We start from the raw sequence: 23291 nt of genomic DNA, 5'->3' as shown, positions 1-23291 counted from the left end.
GGGAATCCACGATCATCCTGGCTGCGCTTCATCAAGGGGAAGAAAGATAGTGGCGACCATTTCCGATTATTATCGCGACCTGCAGACCGACCTTCATCGCAATCCCCATTATGGCGTTGCGTCGCTTGAATATGCGCCGCTCGTCGCCAAGGTCTTTTCCGGCGTAGGCGCCGAGTCGGTCGCCGATTACGGCGCCGGCAAGTGTAATCTCCGCAAGGGTCTCGAAGCGCTCGGCCTGAAAGGTTTCGACTATTTTCCCTACGATCCCGTGTTTCCCGAATACGGCGCGCCGCGCGAGGCTGATCTCGTCTGCTGCATCGACGTTCTCGAGCACATTGAAGAGGATTACATCGACAGCGTGATCGCCGATCTCGTGCGGATCACCACGAACTACGGCTTCTTCACGATTGCGACTGGCCCGGCGGAGAAAATCCTCGCGGACGGGCGGAACGCGCATCTGACGCAAAAGCCGACATCCTGGTGGCTGCCGAAATTCCTGCGCGCCTTCAACATCGAACAGCTTCAAAACGACCGGCAGGGATTCTGGTTCATCGTCACGCCCATTTCGGGACCGAGAAAAGGCGGCGTCACGCTGCCGACGATCTCTCTTGATCCCAAGCCGGACGCGCGCAGAAAACGCTCCCTGGCCGACCGCGTGAAATCCATTCTCGGAGGGTCGCCATAAGAGCAACGGAGACAGGTCGCGTCGCCTTGCGTGACCTTGCGCCGATCTGCTACCGCGGCGCCGGGCCGTACCTGGATCGGGAGCCGGACCGCGAGACTGCGGCCGTGGGCAGAGATGGATATTTTCGTTTGCTACAACGCGGTCTCCTATTCGATCGCCCACGCCCTGGCCAGGCGTGGCCTCTCGCTCATCATTTACGACCAGCACCGGCTCGTTCAGAAGCCGACGCTGAACGCGCTTCAGACAGGCTTCGGCGTCAAGGTCGACCGTTGGCTCGAACGGCTCATCTCCTGGAAATGCGTCGGCACGGTCTATCTGCCCCATCACATCAATCCGCCGATGGTTCAGGCGGCGGCGGCGGCGGCGCGCGCGGTCCATTATCTCGACGACGGGCTCGACACGCTGCGCAACGCGCCGAAAAACTTCGATCTCGAAAATTATGCGCCGGAGAGCGTCCTCCACACATTTTACGAATATGAGCGGCTCGGGGACTGGCTGAATGGCCGAACGGTGCGGCGCGTCGCCTCGTTCAGGGAGTTCCCGGACTTTGAACTGTTGCGCAGAAACGTCATCAGCGTTCGTGGCGCGACCGTGGTGATCGAGTCGGCGGGGCTTTCACAGGTGGACCTCGGCCGTCTCGGCCCGACCGCCATCATCTTCGGACATCCGAACCCGCAGAAGAATCATCCGGACCGGGCGCCTCTCGTGCTGACGGAGAAGTTCAATGTGGAGCGCTCGCTTTTCGCGGAGCCCGCGCGGCGCGTTTACGTCGGCGAGTCGATTTCGCTGATCTATCTGCTGCATTTCAACCCTTTCCCGCAGACCGAGATCTGCGTTTATCTGGATGATCCCGGCAATCTCACCTCCATCGCGGCGCTCATGGCGTCCCGGGATAATGTCAGGCTCATGGATGGCGTCTGTTCTGACGGTCATGCGCGGCGCAGGGGCGCGGCCTGCGTCTGACCCTCGAAACGCCAAGCCGGATTGAAAGGGCGGCGGCGCGAGCCAGTTGAGAGGCGAAAGGGACCAGAACGGCCGCACCCGCGCCGGGGCCGGAGAGAGGCATGAATTTCGGCGCCATCGGGCAGATCCTGCTCCTGCTCGCCATCGCGAATGGCGCGCCCATCCTCGCCACGCGCGTGCTGGGCGAGAGGATGGCGCGGCCTCTCGACGGCGGAGCCGTCTTCCTCGACGGGCGGCCCCTCTTCGGGCAATCGAAAACCCTGCGCGGCGTCACGGCGAGTCTCGCGGCGACAGCCCTGGGCGCGCATCTCCTCGCCCTGCCCTGGGCCTTGGGCGGCGCCATCGCCGCATTGGCGATGCTCGGCGATCTCACCTCCAGCTTCCTCAAGCGACGCTCCGCGCGGGCCTCCAGCGCACGCGCCCTCGGCCTCGACCAAATCCCGGAATCGCTCTTTCCCGCGCTCTACGCCGGCGCCGGCATGTCGCTGCACATGATGGACGTCGTGGTCGTCGTGACGATCTTCTTCGCTGGCGCGCTCGTCGTCTCGCGCCTGCTCTATGCGCTCAGCATCCGCGAGCGGCCCTATTGAGCGGTCTAGCCCCTGAGCAGGCGATGCAGCGTGATTTCAGGCGGGCAATTGAACCGGACCGGCACGATGGAGGCGCCCGCGCCAGCGCTCGTATAGCCGGACATGGTCTCATGTTTCCACGCGCCCCTGCCCATCCGGCGCGGCAGGACGGCGTCGAGCGTCAGCGCAAAGCCTCCCGGCAGGCAAATCTGGCCGCCATGCGTATGCCCCCCGAGCAAGAGATCAAACCCCGCCTGCGCGGCCGCGCTGTAAATCTCCGGCGTGTGCGACAGGAGGATCGCGTAGGCGTCGACGGGGACGCCGCGGGCGGCGCTCGCGAGATCCTCGGCGTGGTGGAAATGCGCGTCGTCGACGCCCGCGAGAGAGAGCCGGGCGTCGCCGCGGGCGATGACGACGCTTTCGTTGAGCAGCAGTCTGACGCCCATGGCTTCGATATCCGGAACCATCCGGATGGAGTCATGGTTGCCGAGCACGGCGTAGACATCGGTCGAGATTCTGGCGCGCAGGCTGAAGAGCGCCCTCAGGCAGGGCCGGAAGTCGCCAAAGGTTTCTCCGCGATAATCTCCTGTCCAGACGCAGAGATCATAGTCGAGATCGCCGAGCAGATCGGCCACGCTCGACATGGCGCGGGGGCTGTTGTCGGCGTGCAGATCGCTCAGATGCAGGATCGTGAAGCCATCGAAGGCGGCGGGCAGATCGGCGCTGACGATTTCGTTGACGAGAACCCGCACGCGCGCCGCGTTGCGCCGTCCGATCCAGTACAAGCCGCTCAGGCGCAGAACGCCCTCGATCCATCGGTGCGGAATGGGAAGCGCCACACCAAGCACCGTGAGAGTCTCGCGGCGCGCCTGCGACTGGCGCTGCGTCTCCATCGCGAGACGGCGGCGCGCATTGGCGATCCCGAGGCGCGCCTCCAGCCGAGCCGTGATCTCGTCGCTCTCGAGGCATCGATAGGGCATCCGCGCCAGTTTCGAGGCGAAGGGGAGGCGCGGTCAAGCCTTCATAATTTCGGCGTCTTCCTCTGCGTTCGACGCGCGGCCAACGACGTTAATTTTTCCTTTATTTACCAACGTGTTGACATGCGCCTGCCCGGCGCCTCATGATCCTTGTCCACGAGGGTTCCGGCTTTGCGCCAACGAAGGATTTGCGACCGCCGCATCACTTTTTTCCCGGCCGACGCCAGGGGGCGCGAGAAAGCCCTGGCCTGAATTTTGAGTGTTGTCCCCCGGAGCGGGCTTGCTTTTGAGACAGTCCATCGAACATACGGGAACGAACGTCGGCATGACAGGAGACCCGTCCAGGAAAGACGATCCGATCCTGAAGCTGCAGCGCATCCTCGCCGAGGAGGATCAGAACGCGCAGGCGGCGCCGTCCGCCGCGCCGGCGCCGTCCACGGACCCTCTGGCGCGCCTCGAGGCGTTTTTCGCGACGCCTGACGCAGAGCTTCGTCCGGCGCATCTCTCGGCAAACAAGGCCGCCGCGGGCCGCGATCCACTGGAGATGCTCGAAGCCTTGATGCCGGCCGAACCTCGAGATACCGGCGCCGTGGAGACGGCGGACGCGCGCGATCCGCTCTTGCGCTTGCAGGAAATCCTCGAGCAGACGGACGGGGCCGGCGCGCCGGCGCAGGGAGACGCCCCAGCCGCGCAGACGGCCCCGCCCGAAAAGCCCCGGCTTGACGCGGCCGCGCCATCCTCACCTTTGACGCCGCGGTTCGAGACGGCGGAGGAGCTGAAACCCCAGCCCCTGCCGCGAGAGGAGCCGGACGCCATCGCCGCCGCCGCCAAACAGGCCTTCCGCCAATCCCAGCGGGAACTCGGGGAGAAGGCCGAGCTCGACGACATCATCCGGCACGCCTGCAAGAAACTCGACGCTGACGGCCAGACCATATTGCTGCAGATTCAGCTCAAGGCGATGCTGCGACAGATATAACGCGCATCCGCTCCCGCGCCGGGTAAGGGACCTCACGGATTGCGCCATGCGCGCGATCGCCGCCATGATCGCGATCCGTTTCGGAAGGATCGGCCATGAGCGCCTCCATCCATCGCATGCTGATCACGCGGCGCATGGCGCTGCTCGGCTTCGCCGCCGCGAGCGCAGGGGCGCGCGGGCTCCCCGCGCGGCCGCGCGCGCCGGAGCCGGCGCAAAGCCATCTTCCCGATCCTATTCCGGAGCCCTTCGGACTGGGGTCTCTGGGCCAGCATGTTTATGGCGGCGACGCCCCCAAGCCACTCCGAGACATCCGCTCGCGCTCCCGCCGCGCATCTTCGTGACGCGCGCCTTCCCGCGCCGGTCGGCAGGCCAATGGCCAAGGGATTGACGGGGCCGGGGAAATCCGTTCCCCTGCAACGACCGGATTTTCAAGATTGCGCAGTATGATGAGCCATTCAGAATCTCACCCGCCCGCGCCGGCTTCCGGCGGCGTCGATCCCGTCGAGGCCCTGAACCTCGCCTTTCGGGGGCTCTATGCCGTCAACCGCGAGGAGCTCTTCAGCCAGACGCCGCTGGCGGCCCTCACGCTGATCGGCACGGGTGAAATCTGGCGCGTGGAATTCGGCAGGGTCGTCAAATCCTATCCGCCAACGCCCTGGCTGTCCAAGGTCAAAGGTCTGTTCCACGCGGTCATCGGAACGCAAGCCGTCTGGGCGCGCTTGCTGAGGCGCGACGATGACGAAGCGGCCAGGGCCGGCGCGCGTCTTCTCGAAGGCCATCTGCGGGAGGCCGTCTCCAGAAGTCCTGTCGTACTGCCGCCTGATCTCGCGCCTCTCGCGCAGGCCGTTCTGACAGCGCTGCACAGGCTCGCCGAGGGCTGGGCCGCGGGCCGAAAGGCGACTCCGGACGACTTGCCGGCCGCCATGGAAAGCGTCGGGCGGGAGCTCGATCAGGCGGTGGATCTCGTTGGCGAAGCTGTCTACCAGTCGGTCGTGCGGGGTCTGCGCGCTTTCATCGACGACAGCGCGCCAGAACACTGGAGCGACTGCCTCGTGGGCGTGTGCGGCGTCGCCTTCGGACGTCGTGACAATGTGGAAATCGCGGCCGCCATGTCGCTCATGGGCAAGGACGCGGTTGGCGAGCGGCTGCTCTATCTCGAAAACGCCCTGACGATTCCGGAGGGGCTCAAAAGTCTGGCCGCGGCGCTCGCGGACAGGGAGCTCGGCCGGGCGGTCTTTCGCGACCCCGATCGCATGTGGCGCGATCTGCTCGGCGACGTCGCGGCGCGCCACGCCGGCGGCGGCTTTTTCCCGGCGCTCGGGCGCTGAGCCGGCCCTTGTCCGGCGCGTGGTCTCACTGGAAAGAGGGCGGCTCTTGGAAAGACATGCAATGCGTCTGAGCGCGGCCATCGGCCTGCTGACGAGCCTGATCCTGCTTGTCCCCGCCGCGACAGCCGGCGAATTCGCCTGCAACTCGCTGCGCGGCGAACTGAACCGCTGCGCCCTCAAGAACGCCGACCGGCTGAAGGTGCGGCTGAAGCTCGATCGCGAAGGCGGGTGCAAGAAGAACGAAACCTGGGGCGTCGACGCCGATGGCGTCTGGGTCGACATGGGCTGCGAAGCGGTCTTCTCTTTCAAACACCCGTCCGAGCGATCCTGGTGGCAGAAATTGTTTCCCCGGGCCAACCGCTGACCGGCGACGCGCAGCCGTGATTCGCTGACGCGCGCGGGCCGCCATGTCGCCCGCCGTTGCGCATGGCCAACAAGCCTCCATGGCGCAGCTCGCGCAGGCGACGCGCAAAAACAAAAATGTGTGACTTTTCGGCAACTTCCGAAACAAGCGATCGCGTCCGACTCATTGTAACGGAATTTCAGACGGTTGCGACTCGGGCGCGGAACCCCGCGAACGCTCGGTCGCCCGCGCCGCTCCGAGGCGGCTCTGGCCCTTGAGGGAGGATGTTGTTAACTTTTTCACCGTGACAGTCGTTCGCTTTGCAACGCGATTCGGCTGATCTGACAGAACAGTGTGACGCCTCAAAGAGGCGGCGGCGGAGCAGCCTGGCGGGGACGAAAATCCGGGCGCGCTCCGTGGCGGGCGATGGCGGGGGCGCGAAGCCAATGACAAATCTGGATGGATACAAGGCGCGCTGGGGCGCCAACGGCCTGGGCGCCGGCGCGACGGAAGAACTCGCACGCAGCAAGATCCTGCAATTGATCCGGGCGCCGTCTCCGCAGGGCGAAGACGCGCAGGAGTCCGACGCCGACTTCCAGAAGCTGAGGGCCTCGCTCAATCTCGGCGCGGCGAAGCTGCGCGAGCTCACCCATCGCAATCGCTCCGACACGCTCGCGACCGAACAGGCGCTGGCCGCCCTGCGCCGCGAAGTGGTGGAAGAACGGGCGCGATACGAGCGGCTCAAGAAGGATTTCGAGGCCGTCAGCGGAGAGCAGCGTCACGCGCTCGCCACTGCGGAGCGGCGCATCCTCGAACTCGACGCGTCCAACAAATCTCTCGCGGCGGGACTCGAAGCGGCCAGCCGGGAGCTTGCAAGACTGCGGCAATGGTTCTTCAATCTCTCGACCGACGCGGAAGCGATCCGCACCGCCATCGACGACGCAAACCATCTGACCTCGCGCGGCAAGCAAGAGGCGTAACCAGGGGCGGCGCATGAACGAGCAGGGCACGGCGTGGGTCTGGAGCCAGTATCGCGGCCTCATCACGGATGAGGCGTCCGCAGGGCCGCTTCCGCTGTTCGGACGAACGGCTGCGCCGGAGGGCGACGAACGGGGACGCGGCGTCTCGGGACGACTCAAGCGGGGCGCGGCGCTCGCCGCCGCCATGACGATCGGCCTCTTCTTTCCCAAGATCGCCGGGGCGCTGCTCCTTCTCTCCGCGCTGATGCTCATCTCGGGCGTCGAGCCCGAGCGCTTCGATCAGCTTTGCAGAAACATCCCGGGCGGCGGCGTCATTCTGGGCGTCCTCGCCTTCGTCGACAGCGTCTTGTCCTGATCCGCCGCGCGGCGGCCTTGCGCCATTGCTCCCCGCGGCGATCGTCCTATGCTCGCCGCATCATCATGATTGCAGGGAGATGAACATGGCGACGGTCAAGCTGCTGGGCGACGATGAGCTGTCGCCGGAAGCGCGCCTGATTTTCGAGGATATTCGCGCCACGCGCCAGACCGAGTTCGTCAATAATTTCTGGCGCGCGCTGGCGAATGATCCGGCGACGCTCAAACGCACCTGGGAGGGCGTCAAGGAGGTGATGGGCCCCGGACAGCTCAGTCCAAGGGTGAAGGAGATGATCTATATCGCCGTCTCCGTCGCGCATGGCTGCGATTACTGCATTCATTCGCATACCGCCGGGGCGCGGGCGAAGGGAATGACCGACGAGGAATATCGCGAACTGCTGGCGATCATCGGCATGGCCGCGGAGACGAACCGCCTCGTTGCGGCGCTGGGCGTGCCGGTGGACGACGCGTTCAAATCTTGAAAGCGCGGTCCATGCGCGTGGGCGAACAGATGCAGAGCAGAACCCGCACGCCTGATATTCGGCTCGATGTCGCAAGCGCCTGGAGCGATCTCGTGCGCGCCTTCGTGCGCGAGACGTCTCTTGCCGAAGGCGCGCCGCTGGCCGTCGCCAATCGCATCACTGAAGGCGCGCTTCTCATCTGGAGCGCGCTCTGCAAGCGCCAGGCGGACGGCGCGCGCGCCCGGCTCGCGACATCGACGCGCAACAGCGACATGAGCGTCCGGTTTTTCATCAGCGGACACGATCGTTTCAGCAGAATCATGCCCTCGCTTTTCGAGGGCCTGCCGGACGATCTGGGCGTCTCCTACAGGGAGCGCGGAATCGACGGTTGGGAGATCACCCTTCATACGGCCGTCGCCCCCCTCGCGCCCGCGGCTCACGCCAGCGTGGACGACGACGACGCCGACGCGACGTCCGGAGAAAGCTTCGAGATCGGCCTCCCTCAAAAGGACGACTCCGCCGCCATCGCGCGATGCTTCCTGCAGGTCTATGGGCGTCACTATATTCACTCCGAAGTTTTTTCCCCCCGCCGATACTGGGCAAAGGTGGAGAGCGGCGAGCTGGTCCCCGTCATCGCGCGCAACGCCAGCGGAGAGATCGTCGGACATGTGGCGCTCGAACGCGAGCCTGGCGCAAGAATCGCCGAACGCGGCCAGGCGGTCGTCCTGCCGACCTATCGCGGCCATCGCCTGCTGGAACGGATGACCGAGCGTCTCTCCCGGCAGGCCGAGACAATCGGTCTCACGGGCGTCTTCGCGCAGCCGGTCACCATTCACACATTCTCCCAGCGCAACGATGATCGCGCCGGCATGCCGGTTTGCGCGGCGATGCTCGGCATGTTGCCGGAAGACGTGCTGCCGAAAGGTTTGACGATCCCCACGCGCGGCCAGAGACAAAGCCTGCTTCTCTCCTTCCGCTTCCTGGCGCAGCCGGGCGAGCGTGAAATCTATGCGCCGCCGGCCTATCGGGACGTCATCCAGGACATTGCCGCGCGGCTGGGTCTCGCCGCGCGCTTTTGCGAGGAGGCCGGGCCATCGGCGGAGCATTCCGTCATCGAAGTCAAGATGGAGAGGATCGGCGCCGCCAGCATCCGTGTCGAGGCCATCGGCGCGGCGATCGGGACGGAGCTGCGACAGGCGTTCAGCGATGTGATGAGCCTCGGCGCCGACCATGTGCAGATTTGCGCGCCGCTTCAGGATCCCGCTCTCCCGCGCCTTGCGGCCTGCGCGCGGGAATTGGGCTTTTACTTTTGCGGACTCGGACCCGCCTTTCTGGGCGACCATGACGCTCTGCTGCTGCAATCCGCAAAGCAGCCGGTCGACGTCACGAAACTGCAGCTTTTTGCCGATCACGCCAGGGAACTGGTGCGCTTCATTGAAGAGGACCGCCGGATCGTGGAGGCTGCCAAGCAAGCTTAAGTTCACGCTTGTTTTGGTAAATAGTTGTATATCGATCACACCGAAGCGTGCTCTCTGCGCAACAGTCCAGTCTGTTTCCGCCGCAGGGAGCGCCAATCGGCGCAACAGCGTATTTTTTGCGCTTGCACAACAGGAAGCATCGCACCAGATTGGCGTCTACATTCAGTTCAGGCTGTCGAATTCAATCAGGTGACGACATGGCCAGGTTCATTCCGCCGCGTAACAACGGCGTCAGCATTTTCTCGAAACTGGCGGCGATTGGTTTCGCCATTGCATTGCCCTTCGCGCCCGCGCTGGCGGAGGAGCAGATCGGCATCGCGGTCACCGTTCGTAACGAAGTGACCGGCAAGCTTCAGACCAACACGGTCAGGGTCAACGACGGTTCGGACGTCTTCGGCAAGGAGATCGTGAAAACCCAGGCGGACGCCTCGGCCAAGATCGTCCTCAAGGACAGCACCAATCTGAACGTCGGCCCCAATTCGAGCGTCACGCTCGACAAGTTCGTCTTCGCCGGCCCCTCGGACTACAAGCAGGCGAGCTTCAGCATGGCGAAGGGCGCGTTCCGCTTCGCCAGCGGCTCCTCCGACAAGCGCGCCTATGACATCAAGACGCCGCAGGCGACCATCGGCGTGCGCGGAACGGACTTCTCCGTTCTTCTCGATCCGGGTTCGACGCATATCGAAGTCGATCACGGGAACGTGATCGTCTGCACGCGCCAGGAGACGCGCGAGGCGACTCGCGAAGAGAGGCGCAAGCCCAGGTGCACGACGCTGACCGACGGACAGGCGGCGAATGTCTCGAACAACAGCGTCACGCCGTCCGAGTTCACCGGCCAGGCGTCGCAGGCCGCCTGCGTCGGCCCCTGCGACACGCTCACCTTTCCGCAGGCGCAGCAGGCGGTCGCAAATCCGACGCCCCCGGGCGCGCAGGGCGCAAGTGGCCTGACCGGCGGCCTCAGCGGGACACAGCTCGCCGGCCTCGCCTTTACCGCCGCAGCGGTGGCGGGCGGGACGACGGCGGGCGTCGTCGCCGGCTCCAACCAGAATCAGGGCAACGGCCCGAGCCCCGAGCAGTTGGCGGTCGTGACGTCGCTCCTCGCCGGCAGCGGCCCGCCCCAGCCGCTCAGCGGGCAGTAAGCAAGGCCGCCAGCGACGTGGGGCGGCCCACGTCTTGCCGCGCACATCCGCCAACACTCTTGCACGCCGCCGCCGCTTTTCCTGAACCTGTCTGCGAGATTCGAGCGTCTCGCGGCTGACAGGGCGAGACCGGCGCCGGCGGACGTCGGCCACCCGACACGCGCCGGGCGTGTGGCGCCGCCGTCTGCGGCGCAAGACATGCGCCGCGGCCGCTCTACATTGCCACACAGCACGCTTGGCGAACCGGGACGGACCCGGCTTCAGCATGACTCCCGAGCCCGGGCGGCCAGGCAAACAGGGGCGGCGCAATGAGCAACCGCGACATTTGTCGCCATCGGCGCGTCGAGCGGCGGATTCAGCGCCCTCCGCTTCATTGCGAGCGCATTGCCGGCGGAGCTGGACGCCTCGGTTCTGGTGACGCTGCACCTTGCGAGCGACTTCCCGAGCGAACTCGACCGACTCCTCTCCGGCGCCGGGCCTCTGCCAGCGCAATTCGCGACAGACGGCGAAGCGCTTCTCAAGGGGCGCATCTATGTCGCTCCGCCGGAACGGCATCTTCTGCTCTGCGGCGAGCGGCTGACCCTCGGCGCCGGACCCAGGGAGAATCTCGCCCGGCCCGCCATCGATCCCATGCTGCGCTCGGTGGGGGTTTGCTGCGGCTTCCGCGCCATCGGCGTCATTCTGACCGGCGCGCTCGACGACGGAGCCGCTGGTCTTGCCGCCATGAAACTGTGCGGCGGCGTGACAGTGGTGCAGAGTCCGGAGGACGCCGCCTATCCCGAAATGCCCGCCGCCGCCCTCGAACGGTCCGAGCCGGACCACGTCGTCGCGCTCGATGCGATTCCGTCCTTGCTCGCCACGCTTGTGAAGACGCCGGGCGGCAAGCCGCAACCGGCGTCACAACGGCTGCGGGCCGAAGTGGAGATCGCCAGGGGCAAGCGCGCAAACATCGCCGAAATGGATCGGATCGGGCGTTGTTCGCCGATCGTGTGCCCGGACTGCGGCGGCGTCTTGTGGGAAACCGACGAAAATGGCGGCCTTCGCTACCGCTGCCACACGGGTCATGCCTATACGGCAGGGATTTTGAAGCTTGCTCTCGACGACAATGTGCGCCGCGCGCTCGACGTCGCGCTCCGCGCGCTGGAAGAGAGATTGGCGCTCGTGCGCCGCCTGAGACGGATGGCCGCCGAAAGCCACCACAGGCACAGCGTGGACTTATAGGACAGAAAGATTGCAGAGCTCGAAGAAGAGGCCCGCGTCATCGCCCGCGCGATGGATCGGGTGGATGACCTTTCCGCGGCCGCCGCGCCTGAGGATCGGACATCCTGACCCAAGTTGCCCAAAACGGTTCGCGTGAATAAAGCTGAAATCGGCGGTCGAATCCGGGGAATTGGGATGAACGAGGCTTCCGAGTCGAATTCTGGCGAGCGGCGCGACGAGCAGGACGCGGCAAGACCGTTTCCCGTGGTGGGCATCGGCGCCTCGGCCGGGGGGATCAAGGCGCTCCAGAACTTCTTTCAGGAGCTGCCCGATGCGGTCGACGCCGCCTTTGTGGTCATTCTCCATCTCGATCCGGAGCATCAAAGCGATCTGCCAAGCGTTCTCGCGAACCAGACCAGAATGCCCGTGATTCAGGTCACGGGACGAACGCCGCTTCAATCCGCCCACGTTTATGTCATCCCGCCCAACCGCCAGCTCACCCTCGCGAACCACCACCTCTCCGTCTCGGCCTTTGTGGAGCCCCGGTGGCAGCGCGCGCCCATTGATCTGTTTTTCCGCTCCCTCTCCGAGCAGAAAGGCAATGACTTCGCCATCATTTTCTCCGGCGCAGGCTCCGATGGGGCCTCCGGCATCAAGTCCGTCAAGGAATCCGGCGGCCTGATCCTGGTGCAGGAGCCCGACGAAGCGGATTTCAGCTCGATGCCGCGTAGCGCAATCGCGACGGGTCTTGCTGATTTTGTTCTACCTGTGCGCGAGATCGCCCGCCGCCTGCCCGAACTGATCGCGTCCCGCCCCCGCGCCCCCATGGACTCTCCCGGTCCGGACGATGAAGAGACCGTGCAGCGGATCCTCTCCTATCTGCGCATCCGCACAGGGCATGACTTCACCAAATACAAGAAATCGACGGTGCGCAGGCGCATTGCCCGGCGCATGCAGGTTCAGCGCACGCCGACGCTCGCCGAATATCTTTCCGCCCTGCGGGAGCAGGCCGAAGAGGCGCAGGCGCTCTTCGCGGACTTGCTGATTTCCGTGACGACCTTCTTCAGAGATCCCGCCGCCTTCAGGAAGCTCGCCGAGCTCGTCATTCCCGCGCTGTTCGACGAGATTGGCCCGTCGAACGCGCTGCGCGTCTGGGCGCCCGCCTGCGCGACGGGCGAAGAGGCCTATTCGATCGCGATGCTGCTTCTGGAAGAGGCCGGCCGGCGGGACGTTCATCCGGAAATCCAGGTGTTCGCGTCCGACATTGACGCAATGGCGCTGGCGACCGCCCGCGAGGGACGCTATCCCGTCGCGATCGAGACCGATCTCAGCGACGAACGCCTGCGCCGCTTTTTCACCCGCGAGAGTGATCACTACCGCGTGCGCCGTGAATTGCGCGATGTCATTCTCTTCGCCCGGCACAGCATTCTCAAGGACCCGCCGTTTTCGCGACTGGACCTGATTTCCTGCCGCAATCTGCTCATCTATCTGGACCGGGAGTTGCAGCAGCAGGTCTGCGCGACATTCCATTTTGCGCTGCGACCCGGCGGCTATCTTTTTTTGGGTTCATCCGAAAGCGCGGAAAGTCCGCTCAGCGCCTTTCGCTCGATCGACCGCGACGCCAGACTCTACCAGCGGATGCCCGCCAGTGTGAACGGCTTGAGGCTGGCGCAGACCTTCGCCGCCGTCGCCCCGACCCCGGAACCGCTTCCGGCGCGCGGCGCCGCCGGCTTTCATCCTCGCAACGAAGACGCGTCCCATCGCGAAGCCCTGGAACGGCTGGCGCCGCCGAGCGCGGTCGTCGACGAGTCCTACCGCGTGTTGCATCTTTCCGAAACCGCCGGACGCTATTTGCAGCCCTCGGCGGGCGCTTTGGCCAACGACATCACGATGCTTGCCCGCGAGGAGCTGCGCTCCGATCTTCGCACTTCGCTGCATCGCGTTTTTTCAGGCGGCGAAATCAGTCTCAGCGCCCCGATCCCCGTCCGCTTCAACGGGACGCAGCGTCGGGTCTATCTGCAAGTGAGGGCGATCGAAACGGAACCTTCTTCCGGTCGCGCCGCGCTGGTGTTCTTCTTCGAGGGGGACTCGCTCCAGGACGATGCGGGCAAGACCGGCATAGAAGAGCGCCGGCCCGATGAGCAGATCCGCCAGCTCCAGCAGGAGCTGCAATACACGCAATCACAGCTTCGCACGTCGCGGGAGGAATATGAAGGCGCCAATGAGGAGCTGCGCGCCGCCAATGAGGAGCTGCAATCCATCAATGAGGAATATCGGTCGACCACCGAAGAGCTCGAGACGAGCAAGGAGGAATTGCAGTCGATCAACGAGGAGCTTCAGACCGTCAACAGCGAATTGAAGACGAAACTGGAAAGCGTCTCCCGCGCCCATAGCGACATACAGAATCTGATGGTCGCGACGGACGTCGGCATCCTCTTTCTGGATAATCAGCTTCGCATCAAACGCTTCACCCCGCGCGTGGCGGACCTTTTCAATATCGCGACCGGCGACGAGGGCCGATCGATCACGGACTTTACCCATTCTCTCGATTTCGACGGCCTGGCGGACGACGCGCGTGACGTGCTCCGCACATTGAGCTCGAGCGAGCGCGAGGTGCGGAGCAAGAGCGGCGCCTGGTACCTCATGCGCATGCGGCCCTATCGGACTGTCGAAAATCGCATCGACGGCGTCGTCGTCACCCTTGTCGACTTCAGCGAACGGCGCCGCGCCGAGGATGCGCTGCGTGGCGGCGAAGCCCGCATTCGCGCGGTGATCGACGGCGTCGACGTCGCCATAGTCACGGTGAATGACGCCGGCGCGATCCAATCCCTCAACCGGGCGACGATGAAGATTTTCGGCTATGCCGAGCCTGATCTCGTCGGCAGGGACATCGACGTGCTCGCGGCGCAGGGACAGGGCATCCGCAAGACCATTCAAACGCTGCTCGACGTCGGAGAGGCCGAATCTTCAAGCGTGGCGGAACGCCTCGAGGGACGGCGCAAGAACGGCTCCTCCTTCCCCGCGGAAGCGACCGTGTCTCGCACCCGCCATGGCGGCGGGAGGCTGTTCATCGTCTTCATCCGGGACCTCAGCGAAAGGCGCAAGCTGGAGAGCCGGCTGGAACGGCTGCATATCAACCGGCTCAGCTCCATGGCGGAGATGGCCACCGCTCTGGCGCATGAAATCAATCAGCCGCTCACGGCGGCGGCCACCTATCTGAAGGTCGCCCGGCGCCTGCTGGCGACGCACACGGCAGACCCACAAGACGTTTCGAGCACTGTCGACAAGGCCGCCGAACAAATGCTGCGCGCTGGAGAAATCATCGGACATCTGCGGGAATTCGTCGGCCCCGGCGAGCCGGACAAGACGACCCAGAGCCTGCATGCGCTCATCCGCCAGGCCTGCAAGCTCATGCTGCCCGATGAGAGATCTCCCGCCATCGAGCTTGTTCTGCATCTCGACGCCCCGCAGGACGCCGTGCTGATCGACAAGGTGCAGGTCCTTCAGGCCCTGGTCAATGTGATCCGCAATGCAAAGGACGCCATGCAGGGCTCGGCGGAACAGAGGCTGACGATCACCACCGCGCTCGACGGCGATCAGTTGCGCGTGGCGATCGCCGACACTGGACGCGGCCTGCCGGGTCCAGACCTGAGCGCGGACATCTTCGAGCCCTTCACCTCGTCGAAGCCAAACAGTCTGGGCGTCGGACTGCCGATCTCGAAATCCATCATTCAGGCGCATTACGGAACGATTGCGGTGGAGCGGAACGCGGACGGCGGCGCCACCTTCATCATCACGCTCCCCCTCATGAGAGCCGACACGGCGGAGTGACGCCGTCACGAAGCTGGCGGCCTCCGGCTTGCGCAAGCATGACGGTCGCCTCGGCTAAATAGATGACAGGCCTTACAATTGCAACGCGGACATTATGGCGCAGGCTTGTCGAAAAGCCCAAAAAAGGCCATCTTGCGGCGCAGCTGGGATTTGAGACTGAGTGAATAGTCAGGCTGACGTTTTTCAGGACAGCTACGAACAACAAGCCGCTTCACTCATGCGCTCGGGCCAGCGACGACAGGGGCCGTCGCCGCTTGGTTTTTGACCCAGCCGAATTGAAGAGGGGCAGATGAACAAGCACTTTCTGACAGGCGTCGTCGCATATGGCTTTTTTCTTTCGCTCTGTTCGCCGGGCGCCGCCGCGCCATTCAGGGACCCGCCCGTATTCCGCAGCGTCAACGGCGTGCTCGACATCGTCATGGTCGCCAGGACGAAGCCGGTTGAAGCCATCTCTTTCCCCGCGCCCAACAGCAATGAGCGGATTCATCCGACCGGATGGGTGTATGAAATCTGCTATCGGCTGTTCGATGAGCAGAAGCTGTGCCCGCCGGGCTCCCTGACCTCATCCGAATTTGGCGGGATCAGGCTCGCGCTGGACAAGGGCGATCTCCTCAAGGTGCGGCTCGTCAACAAGCTTCCCGCGCAAAATCCGGCGAAGGTCTCGCATTTCTGGAACATGAGCCTGCCCAAGACTCCCGATCCCGCGGGAGTCAATCTTCCGCTCACGCCCACCAATCTGCATACGCATGGTCTGGTGGTGCAGGCGAGAGCGCCCTCCCGGGCCAATCCGACGTGGGGCGACGATATTTACGTCGATCTGTTCAATCCCGAAAACGGCCGGCCGATCCCGCAGCCGCATCAGCACGGAATCGTCGTCGACGTTGGCGCGCTCGATTACGAGATCGCCATTCCGAGAAACGAACCCTCCGGCGCCGACTGGTTCCACCCGCATGTGCACGGCATTACCGCCGACAGTCTGTCCAGCGGTCTCGCCGGCATCATCTCGATCGGCCGCGCGTCGGATTACGCCTCGCTCGGCTGGGGCGGCGGCTTCCCTGAATCGCAGGTGCGGCACATCACCCTGAAGGACATGCAGGTGCTCGCCGGGGGCGCCATTCAGTTCCAGCAGGGGACCGTGATGACCACGCTGCCGGTCTCCAACGGCGAGGTGCTCGACGATCAGCAGGACCCCGAGTTCTGCACGCAACAGCCGGGGGCGGGCGAAGTCCGGCCGGGCTTCTGCCCCGGAACCAACAACACGTCCTCGGGCGGAAACAACTATGCCGGCGGCAGATGGTATTTCCCGGTCAGCGGAACCGTCTATCCCACGATCGGCGTCGACAAGCCCGGCGGGGAGATCTGGAGCATCAGCAACATCGGCGCGAGCGCGACCTACAAACTCCAGCTGAAAGACAATCAGGGCGGCTATCCGATCCTCATGCAGCTCATCTCCGTCGACGGCGTCAGCGTGCATGTTCCGAAGGGAACGGCCGCCGGCGACAAGATCGCGCTCGGAAACTCCCGCTTCACGATCGTTCCCTGTCCGGGCGTGACGCCGGACGGCGCCGGCTCCGATCCGACCTGCGTCAAGGATTTCGTCATGATGCCGGGCTCGCGCGCGCAGGTCTGGGTGACCTATCGGGACAAGGACGGCAATGTGGTCGCGCCTCCGCAAGGCGGAAAGACGGCCACGTTCCAGACGGTCGGCATCACCACCGGAGCGCCCGGCGTCGGCGATCCCTGGCCGGCGGTCGATCTGGCGAGCGTTTCCTTTGGCCCCAGGGACACGACGAACGGCCTGGTTTCGCTGATCCTGAACGGCGACGCCCTCGCCGCGAATGCGCCCAAGGGCATCTTCGTCGAGCCGGTTCCCTATGCGAAGCCCGCCCCCGTGCCGCCGAACTGCGCCGCCCTGCCCGAGGGCTACCGACGCCGTATTTTCTTCGGCCTCGTCGATACGTCGAACTCCAACATCTTTGGCCTTGGTTATGACGTCGTGGACGACAAGGGCGTCGTCGTGCCGGAATCGTCCCTGCCGGTGACCGCTTTCGATCTCCACACGCCGTTTGTGTGCCTTCCTCTGGGCGAAGGGCAAAAGCCTGTCAGGGAGACATGGGAGCTCGTGAATCTCGCGACTGAGAACCACAACTTCCACATCCACCAGACCAAGTTCCGCGCCGTGCAGGCGACGGCGGACGCAAGTTCTCCGCTGGCGCCGAAGCTCAATCCGACGGTCGGCGCCGGCGTGATGGAAGACAATGTGCCGCTCGCCATCGCCGTGCCCAAGGACGCCACGATCGCGCAGCAGGTCATGAACAATCAGAACGGCTATTGCACCATTGCCCAGTGGCGGAACGGAGATTGCCGGATGACTCCGCAAGTCGTCGACATTCCCTTCGCGGAGCTCGGTGAATTCGTTTACCACTGTCACATCCTGGAGCATGAGGACAGCGGCATGATGGCCAAAATACAGGTCGTTCCCGCGCCCGGAAAGTCGTCTCACTAAAGACTTGCCGGACGCTCAGAACCGGATTGCCAGTCGGCGGCCGTCGCGCTTGCGTCGGCCGCTGTTGCATGAGCGGCGGCGCTCTCAGCCGACAACCCGCGCCCATCTGGCGAGCAGCAGACTGCGCGCGCGATAGAGCAGGCAATAATCATCGAAGGTCAGACCACGAATGAAGACCGACTTCTCGAAGAAGAAGTTGATCTGCGAATCCGTCAGCGCCCCTTGCGCTGGCAGCCCCAGGAAGTTTCGAGCCAGCTTCTCGCCCATTTGCTTGCACCCTTCAAAAGGACAGGTTCGCGACTCCGCTGGAAGGCCGCCGACCCAGCGCCCTTCACGCGTTGCTCTCTGTCGATGACAGCACCGTACATGGCCTCGGCCGCGCCGGATGTGCGCGCGAGCACAGGCGAGCCGGCCGCCCGATCAGCGGCGCGGCCCGGTGCGTGACGCGCCGGGCGATTCGCATCCGCAAGGAACCGTTTCTCCGTACGCCGCCCAATGGCGGCTCCCCTTTGCGCCCCTATTTTCGGGCGCCCGGGGAGATGAGAAACCCCGGCGCGGAGGCGAGAATGACCAGGACACGACGACTTCTCACCATGACGGCGGCAGTGATTGCGAGCTTCACTCGCATGGGCTCAAGGCGGGGGCGGAGGCGGCGCGGGCGGCGGGGCTGGCGGAGGCGCGGCGGGGGGCGGCGCGGGGGCAGGCGCCGGCGGCGCAGGGACGGCGGGGACCGGCGGCGGAGCGCTCGGGACAGGGACCGGGACAGGGACCGGCGCAAAAGGAGCGCTCGGGACCGGGAATGGAACGCTGGGGACCGGGACGGGAACTGGAAGCGCGACCGGCGGAACCGGGACCCTCGGGGGCTCCGGGACCGGCGGGAGCGGTCATACGGGAACAGGAACAGGCGCAGGGGGAACGGGCGCGGGCTCCGGCAAGTAAGCCTCGCGGGACCGGGGCGAGCAGCCCCGGTCTCTGCGCGTGTTTCAGGGAGTCTGCTGCTCCTGGCTGGCGAGAGGACCTCTCAATCGCGCGCCTTGTCCTTGCCTGCCCATATCGACAGCGCGACGATCGCGACGGCGATGAAGCCTGTCTCGGCGAAGTTTTTCACAACCTCCGCGAAGTCTTTCCAGTCATCCAGATCCCACATGAAAATCCCGCTCCCCGCTCACTCCCTGTTTCTGGAAAGCCATTTGAGAAGGACATGGGTTCCCGCGAGGGCCAACGCCGCCTCTGCGAAGTTTTCCAGCATCTTGGAGAAGTCTTTCCAGTCCTCGAGCTCCCACATGGCGCGCGTCTCTTTTGCATTTGCGAACCGCCCGACGCGCGCCGTTGCAAGGATCCGCGCGGCGGCTTCGGCGGCTGGTTCGGCTTCGGTGCGAAGGAAAAGCCCGGACGCGTCGAGCGGCGGCGTCCGGGCCCGCGCTCAGGCGCCGTATTTCCGCTCGCCGGCCACCCATGTCTCGCTGACCTTGATGGCGCCGAGTTTTTCGGGAGCGGTCTTGTAGGGGTCGGACTCCAGGAGCACGAGATCCGCCTCCTTGCCCTTTTCGAGCGAACCGATGCGGTCGCCCATGCCGATCTGGCGCGCCGCGTCGATCGTGACGGCGCGCAGCGCCTGATCGAGTGTCACGGCCTGATCGCGGCCGATGGTCGAGCCGTCGATATCGCACCGCCGCGTGACCGCCGTGCTGACGAGGGCGAGCGGCCCAAGCGGCGAGCAGGGCGCGTCGGTGTGCAGCGTGAACGGAAGCTCCGCCTTGACGCAGGCGCCGGCGGGATCGGTGAAGGCGGCGCGCTCGCGGCCGAAAATCTGGTCCCGATAGGCCGCGCCATAGAAGCGCACATGGTTCATGAGGAAGCTCGGCTGCACATTCAGCTTCTTCATGCGCAGGATCTGGTCGGGCCGCGCCATCGTGGAATGTTCGATGCGATTGATCCCCTGCGCCGTCGACCCGCCATAGGCGGCTTCGATGGCGTCGAGAGAAATATCAATCGTATAGTCGCCGTTGCAGTGAATCAGCACGGGCAAACCCGCCGCCTTCACGGCGGCGACCATGTCCTTCATCTGCGCGGCCGTGTAATTGGGCGCGCCTTTGCTGTCGGTGTCGAGATAGGGCTGTGTCTGCGCGCCCGTCTCGGTCTGGTTCGATCCGTCGCCGACGATCTTCACGCCATAAAGAGTGAAAAGCGAATTCGGCAGTTGCGTCGCCTTCGCGCCGATCCCCAGACTGCGATAGGGCTCGAAACCCTTCATGTCGTCGTACATCAGGCTGGCGCTGGTGCGGCAGGCCACATGGTTGGAGAGCTTCGCGAAGTCGGCCACCCAGCGAGACGGAAGCGTTCCCGGCTCGTGCACGGTCGTATTGCCGACCGCCGCGGCGGAGCGCAGATAATCGCCGATCGCCTTCGAGGCGAGCGCGGGGGTGATCTTGGGGAGGGCGGGAAAGACCACCTTCATCACCGCGCTCTCTTCATAGGCGCGGCCGTTGAGCTTCCCGTTGTCATCTCGTCCGAAATGGCCGCCGCCCGGCAGCGGGCCGATGTCCTCGGGAATATTCGCGGCCTTCAAACCGGCGCTGTTGACGCAGGCGTCGTGCCCATTCGTATACCAGACCAGAATCGGATGGTTCGTCGAGACGCCGTCGAGCTCGTCGCGCGAGAGATCGCCGCCCTGCAGGAGGTTGTCGAAGTTGGAACAGGCGATCCACTGTCCCGGCGGCGTGCGCGCCGCGAGGGCGCGCAATTCATCAAGCAGCTTCCCGCGCGTTGGAAAATTCACATAGCCGACGTCGGTGAGGAGCTCGAAAATCAGCGCCGACAGGATCGTGTGATTATGCGGGTCGATCAGACCCGGCATCAGCACGCGCCCCTGCAAATCCACGATTTGCGTGTTTTTCGTTTTGACGGCGTTCACCGCGCTTTCGGAACCCAGTTCCAAAATCCTGCCGCCGCCAATGGCGAGCGCCTTCACCGGGCTCGCGCCGGGAAGCGGTATGATCTTGCCGCCCTTGAAGATGACCTCGGCGCCCGCCTCGCCCGCCGGCGCCGCCTGGGCGCCCGACACGCTCGCGGCGGCGGCCGCGGCGACCGAACACGCAATGAAATTGCGCCGCGTCGGACCGGGCGCGACATCTGCAAAGACCCTGCCGCCGCCCCCCACAAAAACCTCCCCATTGAGAATCAGGGGATTGAAACAACCGCGGCACATGATGTGACCCCTCCAGCACGTTTCCAGCAGTTATATGTTACATTTAGCTCCGCTAAAAGAGAAGACGATGGTGTGAACCGAAGCTCCGTCAGCCTGGCAGGCTGTCTTGCCACAAGCCGCTGTCAACAAGGACGCCTTGTCGACGACGCGCTCGGGTTGCGGACGACACGGCGTTGTACTGTGCGTCCCATTTCTTCAGGGCGTTGTCGATTTCGACGGAGAATGAGCTCGCGTCGCCGTCGTTCCTGACAATATCGCCCAACGCAGCCGTCAGGTCTTGCACGCCAAGAATTTTCTCTCCGCCGGCGCTGCCCCCGTTCTTGTTGAACGTTCCTTGCCAGTCGTTGGGGTCCAGAGTCGCTTTCAGCGTCCGGTCTTGGTCCAAGAACTGCAAAACGCCGGACTTCGCCGCTTCGATGCTCGTCGATTTTTGGAGCCCAAGGTCTCCGGCGTATTGGACGATGATTTCAGCGAGCGCCTTGGCTGCGTCGGATCGTCCACGGCGGAGCCCGAACGCCGGATTGGCGTTCGTCTTGATAAATGTCCCGAGATCGTTCGCGTCATTGAACAAGGCCCGGATGGCGGCGTCGCCGAAGGGCTTTGCATTCGTTGCGCTGCTTGGGTCGAGGCGCTTCTTGCCATCCAGCCGGCGCAGGGCTTCTGGCGGCAGGAGCGGCTCGAGCTTCCAACCGCCGCCGCCGACCGACGTCCCCCAGCGCTCGCGGCGAACGTAATGCTTTCCGATTTCGTCGGAGCAGTATTTCGCGGTTGTTTCGTCGCCGACGCCGATCAGAAGTTTCAAATCCAGAACATCGGCCATGAGCGCCGCGAGGCTGCGACCGCGGCTCATCATGCGGAGCGCGGATTTGATCCTGCGCCGATCCTGCATCGTGTCACTGCATCCCCGCGTGTGCGGGGAACACTCAGGGTTGAATCCGCCGCCGAGCTTGATGACCGGTTCATCCCCGCGTGTGCGGGGAACACAGCGCTGGGGTTCAATTGACTGGCGACGACCTCGGTTCATCCCCGCGTGTGCGGGGAACACACGCAAGCGCCACCGCCAACATTGGGAAGCAGCGGTTCATCCCCGCGTGTGCGGGGAACACATTGCCGAAGCAATCACAACCACAACCACAATCGGTTCATCCCCGCGTGTGCGGGGAACACTAGCCAGTGCCGTCATTGTGCTTGGCGATCAGCGGTTCATCCCCGCGTGTGCGGGGAACACCTCGGCCAAACTCACTATCGAGCTCGCCTTCACGGTTCATCCCCGCGTGTGCGGGGAACACCTCGGCCAAACTCACTATCGAGCTCGCCTTCACGGTTCATCCCCGCGTGTGCGGGGAACACGGTCGCGGCCGCGCGCCGTCAAAGGCGGCTGTCGGTTCATCCCCGCGTGTGCGGGGAACACTCTTTCCAGAGAGCGCTGATCTCATTGTCTTTTCACAATGTCAAACAGCGCACCGGCGTTTCCGGTGTGTTCCGGGGGCCTGGAAGGAGCCTATTCAGCGACGCCGGACAGGTCCCCAGGGTTCCGCCGCTTTTCTTCCTTTTTCGTCCCAGGGTCCGCTGGCGGGAGAAAACTCATCAGGGTGAAGCCATCCAGATCGACCGGGAGGCGTCGGTTGGCGCCGCAGGTTTCGATCGTGAAGCCGGCGTCCGTCGGGGCCGACCAGGCCAGGACCGCGTTTCCCTCGCCGATCGCTCCCTGGACCTCCTCCCAGATTCTCTCCCGCGCGCGGCGCGAATAGGCGCCGACATAGACCCCCGCGCGCGCCTCGATGAGCCAGACGGCGAGCCGCCCGCGTAGCCGTGGCGGAGCGTTTTCAACCACGATGACCAGCATTACCGCTTTGCTCCCGATCCGTAAACGCCGGCCCTACCGCGTCCTCGGGCGGGGCGGGCTTGTCGACGCCTCCGGCGGCGAGCGCTTCCTCTATTGCCGGAATCAGTCGCTCCAGCAGACTGGTGCGGCGGAAACTGTCTCGGCACGCCCGTCGCACCGCCCGCGCCGGCTCGTCGTGCAGAGCGCCTTTTGCCGCCTTACCCGCGATTTCGAAAGCCACCGGCACGACCGTCTCGAACTTGAACAGATCAGCAACGTCGTAGACGAAGGACAAGGGCTTGCCCGTGTGCAGGAAACCGATCGCCGGCGCGTAACCGGCCGCCAGCACGGCGGCCTCCGCGAGTCCGTCGATCTAGCCGTATTCGATGAAGATGATGGAGGAGCGATCCCTGAGCGGCAGGGGACGCGGCGGGGCGAGTCCGGGCATGCCGTCGCGGGGATCGCGGCGCT

At 64.7% G+C, this 23291-nt stretch carries 22 protein-coding genes and 1 CRISPR repeat array; of the genes, 15 read left to right on the top strand and 7 right to left on the bottom strand.

Annotation, left to right across the window (positions count from 1 at the left end; translation table 11 throughout):
* Positions 1-49 precede the first annotated feature (49 nt).
* The 3 genes from ACR652_RS08210 to ACR652_RS08200 all read left to right on the top strand — a co-directional run bounded on the left by ACR652_RS08210 (position 50) and on the right by ACR652_RS08200 (position 2238).
* Positions 50-685 carry a hypothetical protein gene (locus tag ACR652_RS08210; protein WP_434506026.1) on the top strand — a complete coding sequence of 212 codons (636 nt, stop codon included), beginning with the start codon at positions 50-52 and terminating at the stop codon, positions 683-685.
* Between the two features lie 114 nt (positions 686-799).
* A complete protein-coding gene (locus tag ACR652_RS08205) occupies positions 800-1648 on the top strand; it encodes a hypothetical protein (RefSeq protein ID WP_434506025.1) in 849 nt (282 codons plus the stop codon).
* A gap of 101 nt (positions 1649-1749) precedes the next feature.
* Entirely contained in the window at positions 1750-2238 is a 489-nt protein-coding gene (locus ACR652_RS08200; RefSeq protein WP_434506024.1) for a CDP-archaeol synthase, read from the top strand.
* 5 nt (positions 2239-2243) lie between these two features.
* Here ACR652_RS08200 and ACR652_RS08195 read toward each other — a convergent pair whose 3' ends face one another.
* Positions 2244-3197, bottom strand: coding sequence for a metallophosphoesterase (locus tag ACR652_RS08195; protein ID WP_434506023.1), 954 nt, complete (start codon positions 3195-3197; stop codon positions 2244-2246).
* A gap of 277 nt (positions 3198-3474) precedes the next feature.
* Between ACR652_RS08195 and ACR652_RS08190 the strand changes: the two genes are divergently transcribed.
* From ACR652_RS08190 to ACR652_RS08135, 12 genes are all read left to right on the top strand, one after another.
* A complete protein-coding gene (locus ACR652_RS08190) occupies positions 3475-4170 on the top strand; it encodes a hypothetical protein (RefSeq protein WP_434506022.1) in 696 nt (231 codons plus the stop codon).
* 95 nt (positions 4171-4265) lie between these two features.
* Entirely contained in the window at positions 4266-4511 is a 246-nt protein-coding gene (locus tag ACR652_RS08185) for a hypothetical protein (RefSeq protein ID WP_434506021.1), read from the top strand.
* 102 nt (positions 4512-4613) lie between these two features.
* Positions 4614-5498: a hypothetical protein gene (locus ACR652_RS08180; RefSeq protein ID WP_434506020.1), complete on the top strand. Its 885-nt coding sequence runs from the start codon at positions 4614-4616 to the stop codon at positions 5496-5498.
* Positions 5499-5559: 61 nt separating this feature from the next.
* Positions 5560-5862 (top strand): DUF3011 domain-containing protein, encoded by a 303-nt coding sequence (locus ACR652_RS08175; RefSeq protein WP_434506019.1) that lies wholly within the window; start codon positions 5560-5562, stop codon positions 5860-5862.
* Between the two features lie 425 nt (positions 5863-6287).
* Positions 6288-6821, top strand: a complete 534-nt coding sequence (locus tag ACR652_RS08170; protein ID WP_434506018.1) for a hypothetical protein — start codon at positions 6288-6290, stop codon at positions 6819-6821.
* A gap of 13 nt (positions 6822-6834) precedes the next feature.
* On the top strand, positions 6835-7176 hold the full coding sequence (locus ACR652_RS08165; protein ID WP_434506017.1) for a hypothetical protein: 342 nt from the start codon (positions 6835-6837) through the stop codon (positions 7174-7176).
* A gap of 85 nt (positions 7177-7261) precedes the next feature.
* On the top strand, positions 7262-7657 hold the full coding sequence (locus tag ACR652_RS08160; RefSeq protein ID WP_434506016.1) for a carboxymuconolactone decarboxylase family protein: 396 nt from the start codon (positions 7262-7264) through the stop codon (positions 7655-7657).
* Positions 7658-7686: 29 nt separating this feature from the next.
* Positions 7687-9114 (top strand): hypothetical protein, encoded by a 1428-nt coding sequence (locus ACR652_RS08155; protein ID WP_434506015.1) that lies wholly within the window; start codon positions 7687-7689, stop codon positions 9112-9114.
* A gap of 197 nt (positions 9115-9311) precedes the next feature.
* Positions 9312-10250 carry a FecR family protein gene (locus ACR652_RS08150; RefSeq protein ID WP_434506014.1) on the top strand — a complete coding sequence of 313 codons (939 nt, stop codon included), beginning with the start codon at positions 9312-9314 and terminating at the stop codon, positions 10248-10250.
* 333 nt (positions 10251-10583) lie between these two features.
* Positions 10584-11471, top strand: coding sequence for a chemotaxis protein CheB (locus tag ACR652_RS08145; RefSeq protein WP_434506053.1), 888 nt, complete (start codon positions 10584-10586; stop codon positions 11469-11471).
* A gap of 174 nt (positions 11472-11645) precedes the next feature.
* The gene (locus ACR652_RS08140) at positions 11646-15281 is read left to right on the top strand and encodes a chemotaxis protein CheB (RefSeq protein ID WP_434506013.1); all 3636 of its coding nucleotides are present in this window, start codon (positions 11646-11648) and stop codon (positions 15279-15281) included.
* Positions 15282-15570: 289 nt separating this feature from the next.
* Positions 15571-17787, top strand: a complete 2217-nt coding sequence (locus ACR652_RS08135) for a multicopper oxidase domain-containing protein (RefSeq protein WP_434506012.1) — start codon at positions 15571-15573, stop codon at positions 17785-17787.
* 84 nt (positions 17788-17871) lie between these two features.
* On the opposite strand, the gene ACR652_RS08130 is transcribed toward ACR652_RS08135, so the two are convergent.
* The 6 genes from ACR652_RS08130 to ACR652_RS08105 all read right to left on the bottom strand — a co-directional run bounded on the left by ACR652_RS08130 (position 17872) and on the right by ACR652_RS08105 (position 23169).
* On the bottom strand, positions 17872-18054 hold the full coding sequence (locus tag ACR652_RS08130) for a hypothetical protein (protein WP_434506011.1): 183 nt from the start codon (positions 18052-18054) through the stop codon (positions 17872-17874).
* Between the two features lie 754 nt (positions 18055-18808).
* Positions 18809-18934, bottom strand: coding sequence for a hypothetical protein (locus tag ACR652_RS08125; RefSeq protein WP_434506010.1), 126 nt, complete (start codon positions 18932-18934; stop codon positions 18809-18811).
* Between the two features lie 276 nt (positions 18935-19210).
* Entirely contained in the window at positions 19211-20995 is a 1785-nt protein-coding gene (locus ACR652_RS08120) for an amidohydrolase (protein ID WP_434506009.1), read from the bottom strand.
* An 88-nt stretch (positions 20996-21083) separates the two neighbouring features.
* Complete coding sequence (locus ACR652_RS08115) at positions 21084-21848, bottom strand: hypothetical protein (protein WP_434506008.1); 765 nt, start codon at positions 21846-21848, stop codon at positions 21084-21086.
* A 41-nt stretch (positions 21849-21889) separates the two neighbouring features.
* Positions 21890-22406: direct repeats of the CRISPR family, unit length 29 nt; unit sequence CGGTTCATCCCCGCGTGTGCGGGGAACAC.
* Between the two features lie 90 nt (positions 22407-22496).
* Positions 22497-22841 (bottom strand): type I-E CRISPR-associated endoribonuclease Cas2e, encoded by a 345-nt coding sequence (gene cas2e / locus ACR652_RS08110; RefSeq protein WP_434506007.1) that lies wholly within the window; start codon positions 22839-22841, stop codon positions 22497-22499.
* Entirely contained in the window at positions 22822-23169 is a 348-nt protein-coding gene (locus ACR652_RS08105) for a hypothetical protein (protein ID WP_434506006.1), read from the bottom strand. The genes cas2e and ACR652_RS08105 overlap by 20 nt, the downstream gene beginning before the upstream one ends.
* Positions 23170-23291 lie beyond the last annotated feature (122 nt).

The sequence above is a fragment of the Methylocystis sp. genome, assembly GCF_051061225.1.
GTDB lineage: Bacteria > Pseudomonadota > Alphaproteobacteria > Rhizobiales > Beijerinckiaceae > Methylocystis.
Note: the sequence above shows the minus strand (reverse complement) of the source record. Positions and strands in the feature narration are given on the sequence as shown.

What these genes read in the sequence shown, in the direction of transcription:
- ACR652_RS08205 (WP_434506025.1), top strand. Translation starts at nt 800, where the DNA reads ATGGATATTTTCGTTTGCTACAACGCGGTCTCCTATTCGATCGCCCAC.
- ACR652_RS08200 (WP_434506024.1), top strand. Translation starts at nt 1,750, where the DNA reads ATGAATTTCGGCGCCATCGGGCAGATCCTGCTCCTGCTCGCCATCGCG.
- ACR652_RS08195 (WP_434506023.1), bottom strand. Translation starts at nt 3,197, where the DNA reads ATGCCCTATCGATGCCTCGAGAGCGACGAGATCACGGCTCGGCTGGAG.
- ACR652_RS08185 (WP_434506021.1), top strand. Translation starts at nt 4,266, where the DNA reads ATGAGCGCCTCCATCCATCGCATGCTGATCACGCGGCGCATGGCGCTG.
- ACR652_RS08180 (WP_434506020.1), top strand. Translation starts at nt 4,614, where the DNA reads ATGATGAGCCATTCAGAATCTCACCCGCCCGCGCCGGCTTCCGGCGGC.
- ACR652_RS08175 (WP_434506019.1), top strand. Translation starts at nt 5,560, where the DNA reads ATGCGTCTGAGCGCGGCCATCGGCCTGCTGACGAGCCTGATCCTGCTT.
- ACR652_RS08170 (WP_434506018.1), top strand. Translation starts at nt 6,288, where the DNA reads ATGACAAATCTGGATGGATACAAGGCGCGCTGGGGCGCCAACGGCCTG.
- ACR652_RS08165 (WP_434506017.1), top strand. Translation starts at nt 6,835, where the DNA reads ATGAACGAGCAGGGCACGGCGTGGGTCTGGAGCCAGTATCGCGGCCTC.
- ACR652_RS08160 (WP_434506016.1), top strand. Translation starts at nt 7,262, where the DNA reads ATGGCGACGGTCAAGCTGCTGGGCGACGATGAGCTGTCGCCGGAAGCG.
- ACR652_RS08155 (WP_434506015.1), top strand. Translation starts at nt 7,687, where the DNA reads ATGCAGAGCAGAACCCGCACGCCTGATATTCGGCTCGATGTCGCAAGC.
- ACR652_RS08150 (WP_434506014.1), top strand. Translation starts at nt 9,312, where the DNA reads ATGGCCAGGTTCATTCCGCCGCGTAACAACGGCGTCAGCATTTTCTCG.
- ACR652_RS08140 (WP_434506013.1), top strand. Translation starts at nt 11,646, where the DNA reads ATGAACGAGGCTTCCGAGTCGAATTCTGGCGAGCGGCGCGACGAGCAG.
- ACR652_RS08135 (WP_434506012.1), top strand. Translation starts at nt 15,571, where the DNA reads ATGAACAAGCACTTTCTGACAGGCGTCGTCGCATATGGCTTTTTTCTT.
- ACR652_RS08130 (WP_434506011.1), bottom strand. Translation starts at nt 18,054, where the DNA reads ATGGGCGAGAAGCTGGCTCGAAACTTCCTGGGGCTGCCAGCGCAAGGG.
- ACR652_RS08125 (WP_434506010.1), bottom strand. Translation starts at nt 18,934, where the DNA reads ATGTGGGATCTGGATGACTGGAAAGACTTCGCGGAGGTTGTGAAAAAC.
- ACR652_RS08120 (WP_434506009.1), bottom strand. Translation starts at nt 20,995, where the DNA reads ATGTGCCGCGGTTGTTTCAATCCCCTGATTCTCAATGGGGAGGTTTTT.
- ACR652_RS08115 (WP_434506008.1), bottom strand. Translation starts at nt 21,848, where the DNA reads ATGATGAGCCGCGGTCGCAGCCTCGCGGCGCTCATGGCCGATGTTCTG.
- cas2e (WP_434506007.1), bottom strand. Translation starts at nt 22,841, where the DNA reads ATGCTGGTCATCGTGGTTGAAAACGCTCCGCCACGGCTACGCGGGCGG.